Origin of the sequence: Gemmobacter megaterium, from assembly GCF_900156815.1 — a bacterium.
GTDB classification, from domain to species: Bacteria; Pseudomonadota; Alphaproteobacteria; order Rhodobacterales; family Rhodobacteraceae; genus Wagnerdoeblera; species Wagnerdoeblera megaterium.
On record NZ_FTOT01000002.1, the window covers coordinates 1 to 23,902 of the forward strand.

Consider the following 23,902-nt stretch of genomic DNA (forward strand, 5'->3'; position numbering starts at 1 on the left):
CCATCCGTGAAGGCGGCCGCACCGTCGGCGCCGGCGTCGTCGCAAAGATCATCGCTTAATCAGGATCGGAAGGGGGGCGGCTAACCCCGCCTTCCTTGGGACGAAACAGGGGCCGTCCGGGAAACCGGGCGGCCCTTTCGCTGTCATGGTGTCGGCACGCGGCGCACAAACAGCTGTTCCAGCACCTCTGTGCCCCATTGGTTGCCCTGGCGTTCATCCTGCAAGGTGAACCCTGACGTCTCGTACAGGTGACGCGCCGCCGCCAGCCCTGCAAAGGTCCACAGCCGGGTTTCCGCAAAGGCCAGCCCGTCGACATGCGCCAGCGCCGCTGCCAGCAGGCCGCGCCCGGCCCCGCCCCCGCGCAGCCCGTCCTCCATGAGGAACCACCGCAGATGGGCGACACCGGGGCCCATGTCCTGCCCGTCGATGGCGACAGAGCCGACAATCTCGTCGCCACGCAGGGCAAGCCAGATGCCGTTCCCCGGCATGTCCAGCCGTGTGCAGAACTCGGACAGGCCCTGCGCGACCACGGCCTCGAACCCTTGGCCGAACCCCCAGGCGCGGGCATAGTGGCGGGCGTGCATCGCTGTGATCGCACCGATCATCCCGCTGCGATAGCCCTGCACGATATGGATCGGCGCAGCGGTGCCCGGCGCCAGCGCCTCGGCATACAACGACAGCCCCTGCACGACCGCCGCCGCGTCCTCGGGCGTCAGGCGCGACAGCGCGCCCGCCACCTGCCCGCGTCCAAAGGCATGGATGGCCTGCACCCGCATCTGCCCCGTCTCGGTCAGGTGCAGCACTTTCAGTCGTCCATCGTCGGGATCCGCCGATTCGATAAGGTCGCCCATCCGGACCAGCCGCGCCAGCATCCGGCTGACGCTGGATTTGCCCAGCCGCAGGATGCGCGACAGATCTCGGGCCGATCTGGCCCGCCCCGCCCCGATTTCGATCAGGGAATGGACCGCCGAAGGCGAAAGGTCGGTGCCCGCGAACTGCCCGCCCATGAAGCCAAGCTGGCGAACCATCTCGCGCGACGCGGTGCGGATCTCTTCGATCATGTCAGGCATGAGACACCATATGGTTCGCTTGCGCAACCATATGGCATCCGCAGGCAGCCGGTCAATCGCTGGTTCCGGCGCCGGTCACATCCTGGCGTCAGCGCGCCAGCAACCGTTCCGCGACCCAGCCATCAATGCCATCGCCCTGAATACGCACGCGCACCCAGCCGTTGCCCGCGCTTTCGACAACTTCGACCTCTTCGCCCAGCACGACGCGACCGATCACGCCATGCCCGGTGGACGGCCCGCCACGCACATTCGCGCTGGCGACCTGCACGCTGCGATACTCTCCGGGGAGTTCGGCCACCGGCTGGACCAGCGCCACCTGCGGAACCGGCTGCGCCACGCCGATGATCGTCGGACGCAACGGCCCGTCAACCGGCGAGTCGGCCAGCCGTCGCACCGCCGCAGGCAGCCCATGGGTGCCCGGCGCCGTATCGGCGCGCGTCGCCTGGGGCGAATCGACCGCAGCGGTCACGACCTGATCGCGGCGCAAGCCATCACCCTTGCCATAGACCATTGCGGCGCCGTACAGCCCCGCGCCCAGCAACCCCGTCAAGGCCACAAGCCGCACAATTCCCAAGCCAGCCATCCGATCACCCCTTTTCAAATCACCGCGACCCCCGACACTCTGGCGATCACGCTGTCGTCATACAGCGGGAAAACCCGCAACTCGTTCCCCGGTTCCCGACCGGCCCCACACAGGCGCAATTCCTGCTGGACCGGCGATCAGGGGCGGATTACACCCGCCCCATGACGGACATACCAGAAAACGGCCTGACCTCCGAGTCTCTTTCCAGGGCGATCGGCGCGCGCTACCTGACCTATGCGCTTTCGACGATCATGCACCGCGCCTTGCCGGATGCCCGCGACGGGCTCAAGCCGGTGCATCGGCGCATCCTGTATGCCATGCGCGAATTGCGGCTGTCGCCCAGCGGCGGCTTTCGCAAATCGGCCAAGATCGTCGGCGATGTGATGGGCAACTATCACCCGCATGGCGATGCGGCGATCTATGATGCCATGGCGCGTCTGGCGCAGGATTTCGCCATGCGCTACCCGCTGGTCGATGGCCAGGGCAACTTTGGCAATATCGACGGCGACAGCCCCGCCGCCAGCCGCTACACCGAGGCGCGCATGGCCGCCACGGCAGAGGCGCTGCTGGACGGGCTGGACGAGGATTCGGTTGATTTCCGCCCGAACTACGATGGTACGCTGCGCGAACCCGTGGTGTTGCCGGCGGCCTTTCCCAACCTGCTGGCCAATGGCTCCAGCGGAATCGCGGTGGGCATGGCGACGAACATTCCGCCGCACAATATCGGGGAACTTGTCGCAGGCTGTCTGGCAATGATCGAGAGCCCCGAAATTTCCGATGATGCGCTGGTCGACCATATCCCCGGCCCCGACTTTCCCACCGGCGGCCTGCTGGTGGAAGATGCCGCCTCGATCCGCGAAACCTATCGCACCGGGCGCGGCGCCTTTCGCCTGCGCGCGCGCTGGAGCAAGGAGGATCTGGGTCGCGGCAACTGGCAGATCGTCATCACCGAGATCCCCTATCAGGTCGCCAAATCCAAGCTGATCGAAAAGCTGGCCGAACTGATCCAGTTGAAGAAGATCCCGATTCTGGCCGATGTGCGCGACGAAAGCGCCGAGGATGTCCGCATCGTGCTGGAGCCACGGTCGCGCACCGTGGACCCGGACATGCTGATGGGCCAGCTTTACCGCAATTCCGATCTGGAAACGCGGTTCGCGCTGAACATGAACGTACTGATCGACGGCAAGACCCCCAAGGTCTGTTCGCTCAAAGAGGTGCTGCGCGCCTTTCTTGACCACCGGCGCGAGGTGCTGCAACGCCGCAGCCAACACCGGATGGACAAGATCGACCACCGGCTGGAGGTGCTCGAAGGCTTCATCATCGCCTTTCTGAATCTGGACCGGGTGATCGACATCATCCGCTATGACAGCGATCCGCGCGCCGCCCTGATGCGCGAGGAATGGGGCCGCGCCTTTCCGCGCGCCCTGTCCGAAAAGGAATATGTCTCGCCGCCTGCTGGCGAAGGCGAACTGACCGAGGTGCAGGCCGAGGCCATCCTCAACATGCGCCTGCGGTCGTTGCGGCGACTTGAGGAAATGGAACTGCGCCGCGAACGCGACGAACTGATGAAAGAGCGCGCCGCGCTAGAGGCACTTCTGGGATCCGATCGCAAGCAGTGGAAAAAGATCGGCGAGGAACTGCGCAAGATGGCGATGTTCTTCGGCCCCGACACCCCGGCGGGGCGTCGCCGTACCGGCTTTGCCGAAGCGGGCGAGGTTGTCGAAATCCCGATGGAGGCGATGATCGACCGCGAGCCGATCACCGTCATCTGCTCGCGCATGGGCTGGATCCGCGCGATGAAGGGCCATGTGGCGCTGGATGGCGAGTTGAAGTTCAAGGACGGCGACGGGCCGCGCTTTGCCTTTCATGCCGAAACCACGGACAAGATCGTGCTGTTCGCCGCCAATGGCCGGTTCTACACGCTGCTGGGCGCCAATCTGCCCGGCGGGCGTGGCATGGGCGAACCCGTGCGCCTGATGGTCGATCTGCCCAATGATGCCGAAATCGTCGATTTCCTGATCTGGCGGCCGGGGGAAAAGCTGATCGTGGCCTCGGATGCCGGCGACGGGTTCGTTGTCACATCGGATGACGTGCTGGCCCAGACACGGGCAGGCAAGGCGGTTCTGACGGTGGGCGAGGGTGTGCGCGCCAAGCTGATCCGGCGCGTCTCGGGCGATCATGTCGCCGTTGTGGGCGACAACCGCAAGCTGCTGGTGTTCCCGCTGGTGCAGATCCCCGAGATGTCCAAGGGCAAGGGCGTGCGGTTGCAAAAGTTCAAGGACGGCGGCCTGTCCGACCTAACGACGCTGACCCTCGCACAGGGCCTGTCTTGGAAGGATCCCGCCGGGCGCACCCGGACCGAGGCGGATCTGGCCGAATGGCTGGCAAATCGCGCCGGAACCGGGCGGATGGCGCCGCGCGGGTTCCCGCGCGACAACACATTTGATCAGCCCTGACCGCTGCGGCGCGGCCCCCGGGCCGCGCCCAGACGCGGGTGCAGCCGCCGTGCCAGCCCCCAGCATCCGGCCAGCAAGGCGCCCATGGCCAGGAACAGCCACGGCAGCGGCGCGACCAGCAGCACGGCCCAGGCAAGCCCCGGCGACACGATGGCCGACACATCGCGGAAGGTGGAATAGACCGCTGCCATCTCGGTCCGCTCCGATGGTTTGACGGCCAGCAGGAAGGGCAACCCACCCGCCACATCCAGCAGCAGCAGGAACCCCGTCCCGGCCATCAGCACTGCGACCACCCCCCAGGGCAGCCCCGTCACCGCCAGCAGCGTGGCCGCGCAATAGCACAGCGCCGCCCCCATGAAGCCCACCCGAACCGCCCGCCGGACCGATCGTTTCTGCATCCAGCGCAGCATCAGGGGCGTGGCGAACATCATCCCCGACGCAACCGACAGCGCCAGCCCGCCCACGCGCCGGTCCAACCCGGTCTCGACCGCATAGATCGGCAGATAGACCACGAACATCCACCACCCCGACGACCGTATCACCGCAAAGGTCCAACCCACCATCAGCCGCGGCTGGGCAAAGAACCGCCCCAGATAGGCCAGCGGATTGGGGGCCGGACCGGCCGCACGGGCAATCGCCTTGCCATTGCCCAGCCGCAACACCCAAAAGCTCGCCAGCATGACCGCCGCCAGCCCCGCCGCGATCAGAAAGGGCAGCGGGCGCCACAGTTCCAGCGCGGTCACTCCCGCCAGCGGCCCGACCGTCCAGGCGATCCCGGAATACAGCATCCGGGTGGATTCGTTGCGCCCCAGATCCGACTTGGCGATATAGTCCAGCACATAGGCATTCAGGCAGACAAAGCAGGTCACGGTCCCCAGCGCCGCACCGGCCACCGCCAGCGGCATGGCGGCGCCGCCGACGATCCCCGCCATATGCCCCAGCACATACAGCCCCACCCCCAGCGTATAGGTCCAGCGCCGCGCCAACCGGCTGGCCAGCCAGGGCACCATCAGACCAAAACCCAGCGACAACAGGCCGATCACGACATAGATCCCCGACACCCGGTCGGCATCGCCAAAGACCGCATAGATCTCCAGCGGCAGGACAGAGACCAGCATGGCCCGCACCCCCGCCTCCATCCCGCCAAGCAAGGCAAAGGTGCGCACACCCGGCGCAGGTGCAGCGTGGGACCAATCGGTCATCATGGGGGCTGGCATCGGTATCTCCGCAGGCAGGCCGCAGCCTCCCTGCCGCGACACACCTGCCGGTTGCCAAGGCTATCACCGTGCCAGCAGATCGACCAGACGTGCCCGCGCCTCGGGCAAGGGGCGCGCCCCGGCATCGGCGCACAACTCCCTGTGCAGGAAATGCCCCGTCACACGCAACCCGGCCACCAGATCGGCCGGGCCCGCAGGCCCCGCCCCCAGCAGCACCGGCGGCAACGGCAGCAGACGATCCTCCCAGCCCTGCGCCGCCTCGGCCGTCACGGCACGGCCCGTGCGCGGGCTGACCCAGGCCAGCCCCCCGGTTGCGCCCGTCACCGCGCATCGGCCCAGATCCAGCCCAAAGCCCAGATCGCCCAGCAACCCCACCTCCCAGCGCAGATACAGCACCGGCCAATCCGGCACCGTCCCCATCGCCTCCAGCAAGGCCAGCGTCGCGGCATAGAGGCCCGGATGCGGCTCGCGTTCCGGCACTGCACGAGAGATCATGGCACAGACCGCCGACATCCCCGCCAATGCCTTGCGATCGGCCATCAGGGCCGCCGCCCGCGCCTTCAGCGGCTCTGCCGTGAAATGCCCCAGATGCGCCCCCAGCCGTGCCCGCCAGACCGCCGCCACCTGATTGCCCGGCATCAGCACAGGCGCCATGCGCCGCCCCGCGCCGCCCCGCACGACCCCGGCATGGCGCCCCTGCGCTTCGGTAAAGATCTCGACGATGGCCGCGCTCTCGCCATGCGGTCGCACGGCCAGAACCAGCCCTTCTGCGGCCCATTCCATCGTGGCAAGATGCACCCATGCCCCGCCGCCGTCCAGCCGCGACGGAAAAGGCCGGACACCCCGTTGAACCCCCGGAACCGCGCCCCCGCCAGGAGATCCCGATGACCGCCCCGACCGCCTACAGCCGCACGCAAAAGGCGCTGCACTGGTTGACCGCCCTGCTCATCCTAGCCCAGTTCATCTTTCCCGACGCCATCAGCGCCGCCTGGCGCGCCTTTCGCGCGGGCACCCAGATCGCCGCCGACCCGCTGGTCTTCGCCCATATTGCCGGTGGGCTGGCGGTGCTGGCCTTCGCGCTCTGGCGGCTCGTGCTGCGCGCCCGCCACGGCGCCCCCCCGGCCCAGGGCCGCGCATGGGTCGTGCAAGCCGCCCATTTTGGCCACCTCGCCCTCTATGCGGTGATGATCGCCATGGCGGTCAGCGGCGGCGCCGCATGGTTCGGCGGCCTCGCCCTCGCCGCGGATGTGCACGAATTGCTCAAGCCCGTCCTGGTGCTGCTGGTGCTGGGCCATGTCGTCATGGCCCTGTGGCATCAGTTCGTGCTCCGCGACGGAACGCTGGCCCGGATGCGCTGACCCCGGCACCCTGCCGGGCGCCGCCGCGCCACCCTTGCCCGGACCCAAGGCCCCCCGGTCCGGGCAGCGCCATTGAGCAACCGCCCCGCAGCACGGCAGGGACCCGCGGCAGCGCGGATCAGTCGGCCGCGGGTTCCACCGCCCCTGATCCTGCCTCGCCCTCCGGCGCGGGCGCGGGTGCCGTCAGCAAGCCATTGGTCCAGGTGCCCGGCGCCTCTTGCCCCGAGGCATAGCGGGCAACCCCCTGCCCATGCGGTTTCCCCCCCGCGAACGCCCCTTCGTAGACATCGCCCGAGGCCCAGCGGGCCACGCCCTGGCCCGCCGGCTCGCCTGCCAGGAAATCCCCTTCGTAGCGGTAGCCGTCCGGGCGTTCCAACACGCCCCTGCCCTCGCGCAGATCGGCGCGGAACCCACCCTCGTACCGGCTGCCATCGGGATAGACGGCGACACCCTGCCCGTCCCGGCGGCCATCGACCCAATCCCCCTCGAAACGGTACCCATCGGGCAAGGTCAGCACCCCCTTGCCCTGACGCTGGCCGGCCCGAAACGCCCCTTCATAGACCGCCCCATCCGCCAGCCGCGACACGCCCTGCCCCTCGATGGCGCCATCGACCCAGTCCCCCTCATAGCTCGTCCCATCGGGCCAGGTCATGCTGCCGGTCCCCTGCGGCAGATCGGCAACGAACATGCCCAGATAGACCGCCCCATCGGGATGCTGCATCCGCCCGGTGCCCTCGATCCGGCCCTCACGCCAGTCCCCCTCGTAGACCATGCCCGAGGCCGCGCGATAGGTGCCCTTGCCATGCCGCCGGTCGCGGGCGAAATCGCCCTCATAGCTGCCCCCGTCGGCATAGGACACACGCCCCTGGCCGCTGCGCAGCCCCGTCTCGAATCCGCCGTCATACAGATCGCCATTCGGCTGGGTCAGCTTGCCCTCACCGTGCATCTGGCCATCGACCCAGCCCCCGACATAGGTCAGCCCGTCGGGCATGATCAGCGTGCCCTGCCCCTGACGCTGGCCGTCCACCACCGCACCATCATATCGCGCCCCGTCGGGATAGGTGATCAGCGCCATCCCGTCGCGCCGCCCTTCGGACCAGTCGCCCTCGTAGCGATAGCCCTGCGGATCCTCCATGACGCCGCGCCCCTGGGCCAGACCATTGACCATGGCCCCGGTATAGACGACCCCGCCGGGATAGGTCGCCACCCCCTGCCCGGTCATCTGGCCGCCGGTCCAGTCGCCGTCATAGCTGCCACCATCGGGAAAGGTGATCTTGCCGGTCCCTTCGGGCTTGCCCGCCTCGAAAGCACCTTCATAGACCGCCCCATTGGGAAAGCGCGCGCGGCCCTGCCCCCGGATCTCCCCGGCCACCCAGGCCCCCGAATACTCATAGCCATCCGGCAACCGATAAGTGCCCTGCCCGTGCTGGCGCCCGTCCTGGAATGTCCCTTCATAGACCGAGCCATCGGAATATTGCTTGACCGCAACCTCCTGCGCCAGCGCCCCGCCGCCCAGGGCCACCAGCCCCGCCACGATCCAGACCAGACCCTTTTCCGCCATCGCCAGCCCCCCGGTTGCCTCGGACGCCAGCCTACGCCGCCGCCGCCCCGCCTGACAAGCCGCCGGGGATCACGGATCCCTCATCGCTTTCATCTTGCCCGAAATACCCTCGGGCGGGGTCCGGGGAGGGTCGGAAGACCCTCCCCGGCGGGGGGTGCGGGGGGCTGGCCCCCCGCTTTCCCCCTTGATCCGCCCCCCCCAGCGACTAGAACCACCAAAGACGCGAAAGGAACCCCCATGGCCGAACGTTTCCGCCTGCTCATCGCCCAGTGGAATCCCACCGTGGGCGCGCTTGCCGCCAATGCCGCCGCGGCACGGGCCGCCTGGGATCAGGGCCGCGCGGCGGGGGCCGATCTGGTCATGCTGCCCGAGATGTTCCTGACCGGCTACCAAACCCAGGATCTGGTGCTGCGCCGCGCCTTCCTGCGCGACGTGGCCGCCACGCTGGCGCAACTCGCCGCCGATTGCGCCGATGGTCCGGCGCTGGGACTCGGGGCGCCCGATCTGGTGGGCGAGCGGGTCTACAACGCCTGGCATGTCCTGCACGAGGGGCGGATCACCACGGTGATCCGCAAGCATCATCTGCCGAATACCGATGTGTTCGACGAACACCGGCTCTATACGGCGGCGCCGGTCTCCGGCCCCTGGCGTCTGGGGCCGATCCGGATCGGCACCCCGATCTGCGAGGATGCCTGGCATCCCGACGTGGCCGAGACCCTGGCCGAAACCGGGGCCCAGATCCTGCTGGTGCCCAATGGCTCGCCCTATGCGCGGGGCAAGCATGACACACGGATGCAGTTGATGGTCGCGCGTGTGATCGAAACCGGGCTGCCGCTGGTCTATCTCAACATGATCGGCGGTCAGGATGATCAGGTCTTCGACGGCGGATCCTTCGTGCTGAACCCCGGCGGCCGGCTTGCGGCCCAGCTGCCCGCCTTCGACAGCGCGACGCAGGTGATCGACTTTGCCCATACCGATGACGGCTGGCGCGCGGATCCGGCGCCCCGCGCCCTGCTGCCGGATGAGTGGGAATCGGACTACCGCGCCATGGTCGACTCCTTGCGCGACTATTTCGGAAAATCCGGGTTTTCCCGCGCCATCCTTGGCCTGTCCGGCGGTATCGACAGCGCCATCGTCGCCACCATTGCCGCCGATGCGCTGGGGCCGGAAAACGTGCATTGCGTCATGCTTCCGTCCGAATACACCTCGGCCCATTCGCTCGAGGATGCGGCAGCGGTTGCCACCGCACTGGGGGTCAGGCTGGACACCGTGCCGATCGACGATCCCCGCGCGGCGGTAAGCCGCGCGCTGGCCCCGCTGTTCGCAGGCACCGCCCCCGATGTGACCGAAGAGAACATCCAGTCGCGCCTGCGCGGGCTGCTGCTGATGGCACTGTCGAACAAGTTCGGCGCGATGCTGCTGACCACCGGCAACAAATCCGAGGTCGCGGTCGGCTATTGCACGATCTATGGCGACATGGCCGGCGGCTACAACCCGATCAAGGATCTCTACAAGACCCGCGTGTTCGAAACCTGCCGCTGGCGCAACGCGAACCACCGCCCCTGGATGAAAGGCCCGGCGGGCGAGGTCATCCCGCCCCGTGTCATCGACAAACCCCCCAGCGCCGAATTGCGCGCCGATCAGAAGGACGAGGACAGCCTGCCACCCTATCCGGTGCTCGATGCCATCCTCGAAGGGCTGGTCGACCGTGACATGTCGGTTGCCGAACTGGTCGCGGCGGGATTCGACCCCGCCACGGTCAAGCGCATCGAGCATCTGATCTTCATCAGCGAATGGAAAAGGTTCCAGTCCGCGCCGGGCACCCGCCTGACCGGGCGTGCCTTCTGGCTGGACCGGCGCTATCCGATCGTGAATCGCTGGCGGGATTCGGGCCGGGGCTGACACGGGCCAATCTGCCGCAGGGCGGACGGAAAACGCTGCGTTGCGCAACGCGTGTCTTGCACGTTGTGCCAGAGCGTCTACTCTTGGCCAAAGCAGATTCGGAGCGTTGCGATGAGTTGGGTGGTTCTCTTGTTTCTTGTCGGCGTGGTCGCAAGCGCCATTGTCATCTCCGGCGACGACGGGGATGTGGATACGGGCGGCGGCGAAAGTCTCTGACCTGCGGCGCCCCTTCGCGTGACCCGCCTGTCCATCATCGTGCCGTTCTATGACGAAACCGCCTTCATCCGGATGGCGGCACAATCCATCGCAGCCCAGGGCATCGACGACCTGGAGATCCTGATCGTCAATGACAACCCCGACCAGTTCCCCCCCGGCTGGCTGGAGACGCTCGACCTGCCCGGCACGCCGCGCGTCCTGCACCATACGGTCAACCGGGGCCTGTCGGCGGCGCGCAACACCGGCATGGCCGCAGCCTCGGGACGGCTGATCGGGTTTCTGGATGCCGATGACTACTACCTGACCGACGGGCTGGCCGCCCAACTGGAGCTGGCGACCCTCTCGGGCGCCGACATCACCCATGCCAACGCCTGCATCAGCTACCCCGGAAGCCCGGCCCTGAAACCCTTGCCGCGCGATGCGGTGCTGTTTTCCCGCCTGCATCAGGGCGACGGGCTGGCCGGGCTGGAATCGGCGCAGTTCTTCACCTCGTCGTGGTCCAGCCTGTATCGGCGCGATTTCCTGCACCATCACGGCCTGCGCTTCGACGAAGAGCAGACCAAGTTCGAGGATCGCCTGTTCGTGCTGGAAACCGTGACCCGCGCCGACACGATTGCCACGCTGGGCCGCCCGGTGCGATGCTGGCGCCGCCGCGCGGGGTCCATCTCTGTCACGCCGCCGGATCCCGGCATCCTGCGGCTTCAGGTGCAGTTGCTGGAAAAATGCCTCGCCGTCATGCGCCATCATGCGGCGCAGCCCGGCAGCCCCGCACGGTTCCTGAAACGCGAAGTCTTCAACACCGTGTCCCGGCTGATCTGGGACATGGATCTGATCCGCCTCGCCGTCGAGTCCCCGTCACCCGACACCGACGCCCTGATCGCCCGCGTGACGGGCCTGCTGGGCGACGACCGGCTGGGCCATCCGATCTTTGACGATCCGGTCCTCCGCAAGATCAGCCGCGTCGGCCAGCCAAGCCGGCACGGCGTGATTGGCCGGTCCGATTTCTTTGCCCTGCACAAGGCGCTGCGCGACGGCAAGGCCGAGGCCGCGCAGGACATCTTGCGCGCCCGCCAGCCTCCGCCACCGCGTGCCCGCCGCCATTCCGGCAAGGGCGGGCCGCTGAACGGGCGGCGGCTGGTGCTGCATCTGGGCCTGCACAAGACGGCCAGCACCTGGTTGCAACGCCAGCTTTTCGCCCGGCGGACGGAACTGGGGCAGCATGGCATTCTGGTGCCGCTGGCGGGCCTGCCCGACAGCAGCTTTCGCCCGGTGCGGCAGGGCGGTTTTCCCGGCCATCAGGGCCTGCTCAGCGCGCTGCGCTCCGGGGACGAGGCCCCGTGGACCGCGCTGGGGCACGAGATTACCGCCGCGCGATGCGACACGGTGGTGATCAGCTGCGAAAATCTTGCGCTGCCGACCGACCCCGACCGCGCCGCGCTGCTTGAACGGCTGTTCCTGCGCCTGTCCGGCGCGCGCGAGGTGACGGTTGTCGCCTTTGTCCGCAGCCCCGACACCTGGGCCGAAGCCTATTGGGCCGAACAGGTCTGCAACGGCCTGCGCGCCGGGGCCCGCAGTCTGGACGAATTCCTGGTCGATCATGCCGACACCCTGACCGATCTGCCCGCCCTGTTCGCCCCGTTCGAGGCTTTCGCAGGTGCAGAGGTGCGGCTGCTGGATCACGATGCCGCCGCCCTGCGCCGCAGCCATTGGGCCGATTTCGGCCATGCGGCGGACCTGCCGCTGGACCGGGTTGCCCTGCCGCAGGATGCACTGGCGCCGGTCTATCCCGGCCCCGACCGGACACAGATCCAGGCGGCCATGGCGGTCAATGCCCTGATCTCTGCCGAAGGGCTGCGCCAGCGCACCTTGCGCGGGTTCTTTGCGGTCAGCCCGCCCGGCAGCGACCGGCAGTCGCTGCACGCCCCGGCGGAACGGCTGGCGCTTGTGCGGCGCTTTGCCGAACGCTCTGCCGACTGGGCCGCCAGACGCGGCTATGCGCCCGACCTTGCGGCGCTGGAGCGCCGGCTGGCAAGCGAAACCTGGCAGCCCCCGCCCCCTTGCCGACCGATGTGCTGGACCGTCTGCGCCACGCGCGCCTGCAAGCGGAATACGACAGCGCGCCCGCCGCCTCGCCGCGTCCCGAACCGGCCCCGGCCCTGCCCGGCCGGACGGTTGCCCGCGACGGGCTCGTCCTGCGTGTCCGGCTGCGGCCATGGGCGCGCACCGCGCTGCGCGGGCTAGGCGTGCTGCGCGACTGATCCCCCGGCACGCGGATCGGATATCCATGGCGGCAGACGCGCGGCGCCGTCAGGCATGACCACGGGCATCGGGGTCAGCGCCGCCCGCCGACAGCCCGGCGGCGCATCCCTGCCCCCGGACAGGGGCCGCACAACGGCCCCCGCCGGTTCGCCTGTCATGGCCTCACTCGGCCGGAACCGCCTCGGCATCTGCCGACAGCGGATAGGGCAGATGCACCAGCATCTCTCTGGGGCAGACTTGCAGGAAGTTGCTGCGCTCGGTCTCCCAGTTTTGCAGGATGCGCGCGGCCTTGGCGCTGCCGGTCTCTGCGGCATGGCGTTCCACCAGCCCCTTGAGTTGAGCGTCCCAATGCGGATGCGAGACCGCACACGTCACCAGGCTTTCCAGGTTCATCCATTCCTCGGCCGTGCCGTCGGGGTCATGGACATAGGCCATGCCGCCGGTCATGCCGGCCCCGAAATTCGCGCCGATGGTTCCCAGGATCACCGCGACGCCGCCGGTCATGTATTCGCAACCGTTCGAGCCGCAGCCTTCGATCACCACCGTGGCACCCGAGTTGCGCACGGCGAACCGCTCGCCTGCCCGACCAGCCGCGAACAGGAAGCCGTCGGTCGCACCATACAGCACCGTATTGCCGATGATCGTGTTGCGCGAGGCCTCCAGCGGGCTGGCCATCGGCGGGCGCACCACGATCATTCCGCCCGACAGGCCCTTGCCGACATAGTCGTTGGCATCGCCCTGCACCTCGATCTTCAGTCCGCGCACGGCAAAGGCCCCCAGCGACTGGCCGCAAGACCCCGACAGTTTCACCGTCAGATGATCGCGCTGCAATTCGTTGCGCATCCCGAACTTGCGCACGATGTGGCTGCTGGCCCGCGTGCCGATGGTGCGCAGCGTATTGCGCACCGCATAGGACAGCTGCATCTTTTCGCCATCCTCAAAGAAGCGCGCACCATCGCGGATGATTTCGGCATCCAGCGTGTCCGGCACCGCATTGCGCGGCTTGGAACGGTCATAGGTGATGCGGTTCGCGCCATCCACCGTCAGCAGCAGCGGATTGAGATCCAGATCGTCCAGATTGGCCGCACCCCGGCTGACCTGGGCCAGCAGATCCGCCCGGCCGATGATCTCGTCCAGCGAACGCGCGCCGATGCCAGCCATCAACTCGCGGACCTCCTGCGCATAGAAGGTGATCAGGTTGACCACCTTGTCCGCGCTGCCGGTGAACTTGTCGCGCAACGCCTGGTTCTGGGTGCAGACCCCCACCGGGCAGGTGTTCGACTGGCACTGACGCACCATGATGCAGCCCATGGCGATCAGCGCGGCGGTGCCGATGCCGAATTCCTCGGCCCCCATCATCGCCGCGATGATGATGTCGCGCCCGGTGCGCAGCCCGCCATCGGTGCGCAACGTCACCCGCTCGCGCAGGTTGTTCATCGCCAGCACCTGATGCGCCTCGGTCAGGCCCATTTCCCACGGCAGGCCGGCATATTTGATGCTGGTTGCCGGGCTGGCGCCGGTGCCGCCATTGTGCCCGGAAATCAGGATGATATCGGCCTTGGCCTTGGCCACGCCCGCCGCAATCGTGCCCACGCCCGACGAGGACACCAGCTTGACCGTCACCTTGCAGCGCGGGTTGATCTGTTTCAGGTCGTAGATCAGCTGCGCCAGGTCTTCGATGCTGTAGATGTCATGGTGCGGCGGGGGCGAAATCAGCGTCACGCCCTTGGTTGAATGGCGCAGCCGCGCGATCAGGTCGGTGACCTTCATGCCTGGCAACTGGCCACCCTCGCCGGGCTTGGCGCCTTGGGCCACCTTGATTTCCAGCTCTTCGCAGGCGTTCAGATATTCCGCCGTCACGCCGAACCGGCCCGAGGCGACCTGCTTGATCTTGGCGCAGGGGTTGTCGCCGTTGGGGAACGGGTGCTGATGCGCCGGATCCTCGCCGCCTTCGCCGCTGTCGGATTTCGCGCCGATGCGGTTCATGGCGATGTTCAGCGTCATATGCGCCTCGGGCGACAGCGCCCCCAGCGACATGCCTGGCGTCACGAACCGCTTGCGGATCGAGGTGATGGATTCCACCTCTTCGATGGCCACGGGCTTGCCCAGCGGCTTGATGTCCAGCAGGTCGCGCAGATGGATCGGCGGATTGGCCCGCATCGTCGCGGAATACTGCTTCCACAGATCATAGCTGCCCCGGTCACAGGCCGATTGCAGCAGGTGCATGGTCTGCGCTTCCCAGGCGTGTTTCTCGCCCGACCGCCGCGCCTTGTAGAACCCGCCGATGGGCAGCACATCCTGCCCGCCCTGCCAGCCCCTGCGGTGGACCTCCTCTGCCTTGTCCTGGATCCCGTGCAGGCCGATGCCGGAAATGCGGCTGTGCATACCGGGGAAATATTCCGCCACCATGGCGCGGCTCAGGCCGACCGCTTCAAAGTTCAGCCCCCCGCGATAGGAGGAGATGACCGAGATGCCCATCTTGGCCATGATCTTCAGCAGGCCCGCATCCACCGCATCGCGGTAGCGGCGCATCGCGTCGATCAGGCTGCCCTCCAGCAGGCCGCGGTCGATACGGTCGGCAATGCTGTCCTGCGCCAGATAGGCGTTGACCGTGGTGGCGCCGCAGCCGATCAGCACCGCAAAGTAATGCGGATCGATACATTCCGCCGAACGGGTGTTCAGGCTGGTGAAGGTGCGCAAGCCCTTGCGCGTCAGCCAGCTATGCACCGCGCTGGTGGCCAGGATCATCGGCATGGCCACCCTGGCCGGGCCCTGGTGTTCGTCGGTCAACACCAGATGCGCAGCCCCCGAGCGCACGGCATCCTCGGCCTCGGCCCGGATGCGTTCCAGCCCCAGGCGCAGCGCCTCCTGATCGGACCCGGCCGGGAAGGTACAGTCGATCACCGCGACCGATCCGCCGAACTGGCGCACCATTTCCTCGTATTCGGCATTGGCGATGAAGGGGCTTTCCAGCACCAGAATCTCGGTCTGCGCGCTGGATTCGTCCAGCACGTTCTTGAGGTTGCCGAACCGCGTCTTCAGCGACATCACCCGGCTTTCGCGCAAGCTGTCGATCGGCGGGTTCGTCACCTGGCTGAAGTTCTGGCGGAAATAGTGCGACAGCGGCCGATAGACCTTGGAGAGCACCGCAGGCGGCGTGTCGTCGCCCATCGAGGCGATCATTTCCTTGCCGTCCTCGGCCATGGCGGCCAGAACCTGTTCCAGTTCCTCGATGCTGTAGCCCGCCGCGATCTGGCGCTTGCGCAGGTCCGCCCCCTTGAACAGGGCCTTTTCCGGCACGTCGCGCATGATGGCGTTCAGGTCCGTGACCTTTTGCACCCAGTCGCCAAAGGGCTGCGCGGCGGCGAGTTTGTCCTTCATCTCGGCATCGTGGTACAGCTTGCCCTCGGCCATATCGACGGCAATCATCTGCCCCGGCCCAAGCGCGCCCTTTTCGCGCACGGTCATCTCGTCGACCGGCACCATGCCCGCCTCGGACCCGGCGATCAGCAGCCCGTCGCCGGTGATCACATAGCGCATCGGGCGCAGGCCGTTGCGGTCCAGCCCACCGCACACCCAGCGGCCATCGGTCATGGCCAGGGCGGCGGGGCCGTCCCACGGTTCCATCACGGCGTTGCAATAGGCGTACATGTCCTGCCAGGGCTTGGGCAGTTCCACGGTGGATTTGCTCCAGGCCTCGGGCACCAGCATGGTCTTGGCCATCGGGGCCGAGCGGCCCGCGCGCACCATCATTTCAAACACCGCATCCAGCGCGCCGGAATCCGACGTGCCCGCCGGGATGATCGGCTTGATGTCTTCGGCCATGTCGCCAAACGCGCCATGCGCCATGCGGATCTCGTGGCTGCGCATCCAGTTGACGTTGCCTTTCAGCGTGTTGATCTCGCCGTTATGGGCCAACATGCGGAAGGGCTGGGCCAGCCACCATTGCGGAAAGGTGTTGGTGCTGTACCGCTGGTGATAGATGGCAAAGGCCGATTCAAAGCGTTCGTCCATCAGGTCGGGGTAGAACACCGCCACCTGTTCGGCCAGCATCATCCCCTTGTAGATGATCGACCGGCAGGACAGGCTGCACAGATACAGGCCCTGGATATGCGCCGCCATCGCCGCCTTTTCGATGCGGCGGCGGATGATGTACAGCTCGCGCTCGAACTCCTCGTCGGTGATGCCCTTTTCGTTGCGGATCAGGATCTGCTCGATCTCGGGGCGCGTCGCATTGGCCTTGTCGCCCAGCACGCTGGTATCCACCGGAACGTGGCGCCAGCCATAGATGTAATGGCCCATCCGCAGCACTTCGGTTTCCACGATGGTCCGGCAGCGTTCCTGCGCGCCGAAATCCGTGCGCGGCAGGAACACCTGCCCCACGGCGATCAGCTTTTTCGTATCGGGCTCGTGGCCCGTGCGGCGGATCACATCATAAAAGAACCGCACCGGGATCTGCACATGGATGCCCGCGCCGTCGCCCGTCTTGCCGTCGGCATCCACGGCCCCGCGGTGCCAGATCGCCTTGAGCGCGTCGATGCCGGATTGCACCACCTTGCGGCTGGGCTTGCCGCCGATCGACACCACCAGACCAACCCCGCAAGAGGATTTCTCGTCCTCTTCCTTGTAGAGGCCATTCTCGTCCAGCCAGCGGCGCTTGGCCTCTTCGGCGACAACCCAGGCTTCATCATACTTCGTCATGGCTCACTCCTCAGGGCTGGCTGGGATGTTCAGCGAGGCCAGAAACTGCGCCTCGGTCATCTGGTGGGTCGGACCGGCAAAGGCAAAGGCCTCCGGCTTGCGGTCGATGTAGATCTCATGCTCCAGCCTCATGCCCGACAGATCGTCCAGCAGGCCGGCGGCGATATAATAGGTCTGCGGCGCATCCGGCGTGGTCAACCGATACCAGAGCGATGATCCGCAGGTGCCGCAAAAGTGCCGGGCCGCCCAGTCCGACGACTGGAAGGCGCGGATATGTTCGCTGCCCTCGATCGTCATGGCATCTTGCGGCACGGCCAGCGTCAGCAAGGCGCCCCCCGACCAGCGGCGGCACATGCCACAATGACAGGCACCCAGCTTGTGCGCCGGGTCGGTCACAGTCAGCCTGACCGCTCCGCACAGGCAATGTCCCGTCCGTGTCTCTGTCATGTCGGCCCCCTGTCGCTGTCCAGCACCGAAAACTTGTCCACGCAGTCCTGCCGGGTCATCAACCTGCGGCCTTCACCGGCAAAGGCATAGCTGTCGGGCTTGTGGTCGATATAGATCTCGTTCGTCATGTTCAGCCCGTTCGGATCGTCGAACAGGCCGATGGGCAGTTCCACATTGCCGCTGTAGGGCCCGTCCAGCGTCACCTTGAAATACAGGCCCGACCCGCACTCCCGGCACCAGGCCCGCATCGCCCAGTCCGATGTCTGGCGGATGGCGATGTGGTCGGCCCCGGTCCAGTCCACATCGCCGTCGGGCACCGTGATCCCCAGCAGTGCCGAGCCGGTCCAACGGCGGCACATCTCGCAATGGCAAACGCCGAAACCGGCATCCTTCAACCGCGCGACAAAGCGTACTGCGCCGCACAGGCAGCCCCCGGACCGTGTCAGGCTCATGGCGCCACGCCCCTGGCCGGGACAACGGGCAGCGCCGCCAGTTGCTCATCGCAGTCATAGTCCGGCAGCACCGACATGAAGCCGCGATCACCGGGCATGTCAAAGCGCACGGGGCTGCGGTCATAGGCGGCAAACCCGTCGCCGCCGTCCCATTCCGACGGGCCGGAAAAGAACAGACGCCACGCCCGGTGAATATATTCCTTGCCCCGCGCGGCATTCAGAAAGCCGCCCTCTGCCGTGGTCTCGCGGAATTCGAAACTGGTCTCTTCCAGCTCCACCCCGTCGATCACCACCTTGCGCCCGGTCAGCGTGTCAAAGCCCCGCACACGGGTCCGGCTGCCATCGCTGGCCATCTGGCTGAAATCATAGGTATCGGTGCCGCTGTCCAGCAGCGCGCTGAACGAGGCCGGATCGGTCGCGCCCGGCGCCAGTTCCTGCGCCACTCCGGTGGCCAGATCCAGCGAATAGACCCACTGCGCCTCGGCGTCGATGCGGCTGACGAAATAGGGGCCGAACGGCCCGAAATCCACTCGCCACTGATGCCCGGCCGGATCGCCGGAACAGATGTAATGGTGCGACACCTTGCAGCCCCGCGACTGCACCGAGACGAACCCCTCGCAGCCCGGCGGCGGGGTGAACACCTGCGCCATCACCGGCGCAGGACCGAACAGCATCAGGGCCGCCACCGCTGCCCTGATCCATCCTTGCGCTGACATCCGCTGTTTCACCTGTGCTGTCCTTGACCGGCCCCGCAGGGCGATTGCTATTCTGCCGCCACGGCGGCGGACTGGGCCAGCCAGTCCAGGATGGCGCCGCCTGCCTCGCGCCCGTCGCGGATCGCCCAGACCACCAGCGAGGCCCCGCGCACGATATCGCCCACGGCATAGACGCCGGGCAGATTGGTGGCATGGGTCTGGTAATCCGTCTTGATCGTGCCCCAGCGGGTCACGCCCAGCTCTGGCACCCCCCACAGCGCGGGCAGATCCTCCGGCTCGAACCCCAGCGCCTGCACCACCAGATCGGCAGGTTCGACATAATCGGCCCCTTCGATGATCTCGGGGGTCTGGCGGCCGGTGACATCCGGCGCCCCCAGACGCATCTTCTGCACCATCACACCCTCGACCTGCGTGCCGCCGGTGAACCCCTTGGGCGCCGACAGCCAGACGAATTCGACGCCTTCTTCCTCGGCGTTCTGGGTTTCGCGCTGGCTGCCCGGCATATTGGCCCGGTCGCGGCGATAGAGGCACTTGACGCTGACCGCCCCTTGCCGGATCGCCGTGCGCACACAGTCCATCGCCGTGTCGCCGCCGCCGATCACCACCACGCGCTTGCCCTTGGCGTCCAGATCGCCGTTGTCGAATTCGGGCACATCGTCGCCAAAGCTCTTGCGGTTGCTGGCGGTCAGGTAATCCAGCGCCTTGACGATGCCCTTGGCGCCCGAGCCCGGCGCCTCGATGGCGCGCACCTTGTAAACGCCCGTGGCGATGACCACGGCATCATGCTGGCCGCGGATGGCGTCAAAGCTGATATCCTGGCCCACCGCGCAATTCTGCACAAAGGTGACGCCGCCATCCTCCAGTTGGGCGATGCGCTGCATCACCACCGGCTTTTCCAGCTTGAAACCGGGGATGCCATAGGTGAGCAACCCGCCCGCGCGATCATAACGGTCATAGACCGTCACCTGCACCCCCGCGCGGCGCAGCACATCGGCCGCCGCCAGCCCGCCCGGACCCGCCCCGATGATCCCCACCGATTCCGGGCGCTCCTGCGCCGGGCGGATCGGCTTGACCCAGCCGTTTTCCCAGGCGGTATCGGTGATGTATTTCTCCACCGCGCCAATGGTGACGGTGCCATGGCCCGATTGTTCGATCACGCAGTTGCCTTCGCATAGCCGGTCCTGCGGGCAGATGCGCCCGCAAATCTCGGGGAAGGTGTTGGTGGCCTGGCTCAGTTCATAGGCTTCCTCCAGCCGGCCCGTCGCGGTCAGGCGCAGCCAGTCGGGGATATTGTTGTGCAAGGGGCAATGCGACTGGCAATAGGGCACACCGCACTGGCTGCACCGGCTGGCCTGGTCGGCGGCTTTTGCATCCGCGAACTCACGGTAAATCTCGTGGAAGTCCTGTGCGCGCAGATCCGCCGGGCGCTTTTCAGGCATTTCCTTGCCCAGCGAGACGAAACGCAGCATCTTTTCCGTAACCATGGCTGGGCCCCCTACCTTGCGTGCGTTGGAGATACCGCACGGCGCGACAGATGAAAAGTCAGAAGTACTGACCAGTTTCAAGGATAATATCCCACCCGACACTTTGGAGACGAGAATTTTCCGATATTTAGGTCAGTATGAATTCCCTATTCATCCGTGCGCCGCTGATCTACATGGATTTTCACTGCCACAGGCGAATCACCCACTGCCGCGAAAGGCCCCCTCATGCCCCTTCTGACGCTCTGCCTGCTGGCCATCGTGCAGGGACTGACCGAGTTCCTGCCGGTCTCCTCCTCGGCGCATCTGATCCTGCTGCATGAATGGTCCGGCCAGACTGCGGACGCACTGGCGCTGGATGTGGCGGTGCATGTCGGATCGGTGCTGGCGGTGATCCTCTATTTGCGGGCCGAGGTGGGGCGCGTGATGCGCGGCCTGGGTCAGGCGGTGCGTGGGCAGACAGAGGGGGCGGATGCGCGGCTGGCGCTGTATCTGGTGCTGGCGACCATTCCCACGTTGATCGTGGGCGTGATCCTTGCGGCCACCGGACTGATCGACCGGCTGCGTGACCCGGTGATCATCGGGATAACGATGATCGTCTTCGGCCTCTGGCTGTGGTGGGCGCACCGCACCGCGCCGGAAGAGCGCGGCGTGGAAGACTGGCGCCTGCGCGATGTGGTGCGCATGGGCCTGTGGCAGGCGGTGGCACTGATCCCCGGCGTCTCGCGGTCGGGCATCACCATGACGACGGCGCGGCTGCTGCGGTTCGAGCGGCACGCGGCGGCGCGGCTGTCGCTGCTGATGTCGATTCCGGTGACGCTGGCAACAGGCGGTTATCTGGGCATCAAGGTGGTAAAAGAGGGGATGACCGCCGCGCAATGGACCCAGATCGGCTTTGCCGCGCTGCTGGCGCTGATCTCGGCCTGGGTGGCGCTGGTGCTGATGATGCGGTTTCTGAACCGTGTCAGCTTTACCCCCTATGTGATCTACCGCGTGGTGCTGGGGATTGTGCTGTTGGCCGTGGTTCTGTGATCCGGGCGGATGGCCTGTGACCGGCCGACGCTGGAGGGGATCGTTCGATCAGGGACAACGGTGGCGCGGCATCGGAAAGATGCCGCGCCCTTTTGCTGTCAGCGCTTGGGCTTGAAGCCGCCGCGGGGTGCCGGTTTGCCGAATTTCGGGCCGGTGCTGCGCGGCTTGCGCAAGGACTGGCTGGGATCGGAGAAATTCGGCCGGGGCGCTGCTGCACGGGTTGGGCGCGCATCGGCCCCTTTGGCAGCGGCACTGCGAGGGCCGGAATCTTCGCGTTTTGCAAACGGCTTGCGATCGCCATCTTCGCGTTTCGCAAACGGCTTGCGGGGGGCATCCTCGCGTTTTGCAAAGGAACCGCCCCGGCTGTCTTCGCGCTTGACCCAAGGCTTACGGTCGCCATCTTCGCGTTTCGCATAAGGCTTGCGCTCGCCGTCCTCGCGTTTCACGTAAGGCTTACGGTCGCCGTCCTCGCGTTTCGCATAAGGCTTGCGGTCGCCATCCTCGCGTTTCGCATAAGGCTTGCGGTCGCCGTCCTCACGCTTTGCATAAGGCTTGCGGTCGCCGTCCTCGCGTTTCACGTAAGGCTTACGGTCGCCATCCTCACGTTTCGCCCAGGGCTTGCGGTCGCCCTCGTCCCGTGGCGACTGGCTGCGCTCTTGCGGGCGGTCGGCCATCAGCGGGCGCGGGCTGTAGGGGCGGCGGTCGCCCTCGGCCGCGTCACGCGGCGGACGTGGCGCATAGGGTTTGCGGTCGCCAGACTCGGCACGATCCCCGAACGATTTGCGCGCGGGGCCTTGCGGGCGATCAAACGCCTTGTAGGCCGGTTTGCGCGGTGCCGACGGGCGGTCGAGATCCGGGGCAGACTCCATGCGGGTGGCGACAAGGCCGGGTTCCAGTTCCAGCGAGGCGCCCAGTTTCGGGGCCGCGCCTTCGCCGATCTGCACAAAGGTCTCGCGCTGCTGCACCCGGATCGCGCCGATGTCGGTGCGGGTGATGCCCGCACCATCGCAAAGCTTCGGCAACAGCCAGCGCGCCTCGGCCCGGCCTTCGTGACCGACCGAGAGCGCATACCAGACCGAAGGGCCGAAATCGGCCTTGTCGCGGGGCGGACGTGCCTCGCGCGGTTCGGCGGGCGGCAGATCGCCGACAATCTCGGGGGCGGACCGTCCGGCACGCCACAACCGCAGGAAGCCCGCAGCCGCAGCCTCGGGGCTGGCAGATCCCAGGATCGCCTCGACCAGCGGGGCCTCGTCCTCGGTGATCGCATCATGCAGCAGATCGGCAGACAACATGCGGCCATCATCGGCGGCCTGCACTTCGTCTGCGGTGGGCGCCTTGACCCATTCCGCCTCGACCTTGGCGCCTTGCAGCAGGCGCTGCGCCTTGCGGGCATCGGCGGGGGCAACGACCAGAACCGCCGTGCCCTTGGCACCGGCGCGGCCGGTGCGGCCCGAACGGTGCAGCAGGGTTTCCGAGTTCGACGGCAGGTCGAAATGCACCACCAGATCCAGCCCCGGCAGGTCGATGCCGCGCGCAGCCACGTCGGTTGCAATACAGACCTGTGCCCGGCCATCGCGCAGCGCCTGAAGCGCATGGGTGCGCTCGCCCTGGCTGAGTTCGCCCGACAGCGCCACGACCTTGAAGCCACGGTTGGCCATGCGGGCGTGCAGATGCGTCACAGAGGCGCGGGTCTTGGCAAAGACGATGGCCACACGCGCCTGTTGCAGCAGCAGCAGGTTGATGATGGCGTTTTCCTTGTCGCGCGCCATGACCGACATGGCGCGATAGGCGATGTCGACATGCTGGCGGGCTTCACCCTTGACCTGGACGCGGGCGGCATCGCGTTGGTAGCCGCTGGCCAGCGCCTCGATCGCCTTGGGCACCGTGGCCGAGAACATCAGCGTGCGGCGGGTTTCGGGGGCAGCGGACAGGATGAATTCCAGATCCTCCTGGAACCCCAGGTCCAGCATCTCGTCGGCTTCGTCCAGCACGACGGCGCGCAGGTCGCTCAGATCCAGCGAGCCTTTTTCGATATGGTCGCGCAGACGGCCGGGGGTGCCCACCACGATGGCGGCGCCACGATCCAGCGCGCGGCGTTCGGTGCGCCAGTCCATCCCGCCGACGCAAGAGGCGATCTGCGCGCCGGCCTGGCCATACAGCCATTCGAATTCGCGCCGCACCTGCAAGGCCAACTCGCGCGTCGGGGCAACCACCAGCGCACGGGGCGCCCCTGCCACGGCCAGATCGCCGGACAGCAGTTCCGGGGCAATGGCAAGGCCAAAGGCCACCGTCTTGCCCGATCCGGTCTGAGCAGAGACCAGCAGGTCGCGGCCTGCCAGATCCTCGGCCAGCACGGCCTGTTGCACGGGGGTAAGCGTTTCATAGCCCTTGTCAGCAAGGGCGGCGGCCAATGGGGCCGCGAGGGTCGTCTCGGTCATGTCGCGTCTTTCG

Annotated in this window: 16 protein-coding genes; 5 read left to right on the plus strand and 11 right to left on the minus strand. The window is 67.1% G+C overall.

Annotation, left to right across the window (positions count from 1 at the left end; genetic code table 11):
* Nucleotides 1-143: 143 nt before the first annotated feature.
* Both BW970_RS04485 and BW970_RS04490 read right to left on the minus strand, forming a co-directional pair.
* The gene (locus BW970_RS04485; protein WP_076529241.1) at nucleotides 144-1,070 is read right to left on the minus strand and encodes a MarR family winged helix-turn-helix transcriptional regulator; all 927 of its coding nucleotides are present in this window, start codon (nucleotides 1,068-1,070) and stop codon (nucleotides 144-146) included.
* An 88-nt stretch (nucleotides 1,071-1,158) separates the two neighbouring features.
* On the minus strand, nucleotides 1,159-1,653 hold the full coding sequence (locus BW970_RS04490; RefSeq protein WP_076529242.1) for an SH3 domain-containing protein: 495 nt from the start codon (nucleotides 1,651-1,653) through the stop codon (nucleotides 1,159-1,161).
* Nucleotides 1,654-1,814: 161 nt separating this feature from the next.
* Here BW970_RS04490 and BW970_RS04495 point away from each other — a divergent pair, with 161 nt between their 5' ends.
* Nucleotides 1,815-4,109 (plus strand): DNA topoisomerase IV subunit A, encoded by a 2,295-nt coding sequence (locus BW970_RS04495; protein WP_076529243.1) that lies wholly within the window; start codon nucleotides 1,815-1,817, stop codon nucleotides 4,107-4,109.
* On the opposite strand, the gene BW970_RS04500 is transcribed toward BW970_RS04495, so the two are convergent.
* Both BW970_RS04500 and recO read right to left on the minus strand, forming a co-directional pair.
* A complete protein-coding gene (locus BW970_RS04500; protein ID WP_076529244.1) occupies nucleotides 4,100-5,326 on the minus strand; it encodes an MFS transporter in 1,227 nt (408 codons plus the stop codon). The two genes, BW970_RS04495 and BW970_RS04500, sit on opposite strands and share 10 nt — an antisense overlap.
* A 63-nt stretch (nucleotides 5,327-5,389) precedes the next feature.
* Nucleotides 5,390-6,109: a DNA repair protein RecO gene (gene recO, locus BW970_RS04505; protein ID WP_076529245.1), complete on the minus strand. Its 720-nt coding sequence runs from the start codon at nucleotides 6,107-6,109 to the stop codon at nucleotides 5,390-5,392.
* 101 nt (nucleotides 6,110-6,210) lie between these two features.
* On the opposite strand from recO, the gene BW970_RS04510 reads away from it, so the two are divergent.
* On the plus strand, nucleotides 6,211-6,684 hold the full coding sequence (locus tag BW970_RS04510; protein WP_076530098.1) for a cytochrome b: 474 nt from the start codon (nucleotides 6,211-6,213) through the stop codon (nucleotides 6,682-6,684).
* A gap of 118 nt (nucleotides 6,685-6,802) precedes the next feature.
* On the opposite strand, the gene BW970_RS04515 is transcribed toward BW970_RS04510, so the two are convergent.
* Nucleotides 6,803-8,245: an MORN repeat-containing protein gene (locus BW970_RS04515; RefSeq protein WP_076529246.1), complete on the minus strand. Its 1,443-nt coding sequence runs from the start codon at nucleotides 8,243-8,245 to the stop codon at nucleotides 6,803-6,805.
* A gap of 237 nt (nucleotides 8,246-8,482) precedes the next feature.
* On the opposite strand from BW970_RS04515, the gene BW970_RS04520 reads away from it, so the two are divergent.
* Nucleotides 8,483-10,147 (plus strand): NAD+ synthase, encoded by a 1,665-nt coding sequence (locus BW970_RS04520; protein WP_076529247.1) that lies wholly within the window; start codon nucleotides 8,483-8,485, stop codon nucleotides 10,145-10,147.
* A gap of 234 nt (nucleotides 10,148-10,381) precedes the next feature.
* Complete coding sequence (locus BW970_RS04525) at nucleotides 10,382-12,604, plus strand: glycosyltransferase family 2 protein (protein WP_076529248.1); 2,223 nt, start codon at nucleotides 10,382-10,384, stop codon at nucleotides 12,602-12,604.
* A 180-nt stretch (nucleotides 12,605-12,784) separates the two neighbouring features.
* On the opposite strand, the gene gltB is transcribed toward BW970_RS04525, so the two are convergent.
* Genes gltB through BW970_RS04550 form a run of 5 tightly spaced genes read right to left on the minus strand, consistent with a single transcriptional unit; the run spans nucleotide 12,785 to nucleotide 20,422 of the window.
* Nucleotides 12,785-17,323 (minus strand): glutamate synthase large subunit, encoded by a 4,539-nt coding sequence (gltB, locus tag BW970_RS04530; protein WP_076529249.1) that lies wholly within the window; start codon nucleotides 17,321-17,323, stop codon nucleotides 12,785-12,787.
* A 3-nt stretch (nucleotides 17,324-17,326) separates the two neighbouring features.
* Entirely contained in the window at nucleotides 17,327-17,770 is a 444-nt protein-coding gene (locus BW970_RS04535; RefSeq protein WP_076529250.1) for a GFA family protein, read from the minus strand.
* On the minus strand, nucleotides 17,767-18,222 hold the full coding sequence (locus BW970_RS04540; RefSeq protein ID WP_229740470.1) for a GFA family protein: 456 nt from the start codon (nucleotides 18,220-18,222) through the stop codon (nucleotides 17,767-17,769). The genes BW970_RS04535 and BW970_RS04540 overlap by 4 nt, the downstream gene beginning before the upstream one ends.
* A complete protein-coding gene (locus BW970_RS04545) occupies nucleotides 18,219-18,950 on the minus strand; it encodes a hypothetical protein (protein WP_229740469.1) in 732 nt (243 codons plus the stop codon). The genes BW970_RS04540 and BW970_RS04545 overlap by 4 nt, the downstream gene beginning before the upstream one ends.
* Before the next feature lie 35 nt (nucleotides 18,951-18,985).
* Nucleotides 18,986-20,422, minus strand: coding sequence for an NAD(P)-dependent oxidoreductase (locus BW970_RS04550; RefSeq protein WP_076529252.1), 1,437 nt, complete (start codon nucleotides 20,420-20,422; stop codon nucleotides 18,986-18,988).
* Between the two features lie 225 nt (nucleotides 20,423-20,647).
* Between BW970_RS04550 and BW970_RS04555 the strand changes: the two genes are divergently transcribed.
* The gene (locus BW970_RS04555) at nucleotides 20,648-21,451 is read left to right on the plus strand and encodes an undecaprenyl-diphosphate phosphatase (protein WP_076529253.1); all 804 of its coding nucleotides are present in this window, start codon (nucleotides 20,648-20,650) and stop codon (nucleotides 21,449-21,451) included.
* Nucleotides 21,452-21,549: 98 nt separating this feature from the next.
* On the opposite strand, the gene BW970_RS04560 is transcribed toward BW970_RS04555, so the two are convergent.
* Nucleotides 21,550-23,889, minus strand: coding sequence for a DEAD/DEAH box helicase (locus BW970_RS04560; protein WP_076529254.1), 2,340 nt, complete (start codon nucleotides 23,887-23,889; stop codon nucleotides 21,550-21,552).
* Nucleotides 23,890-23,902 lie beyond the last annotated feature (13 nt).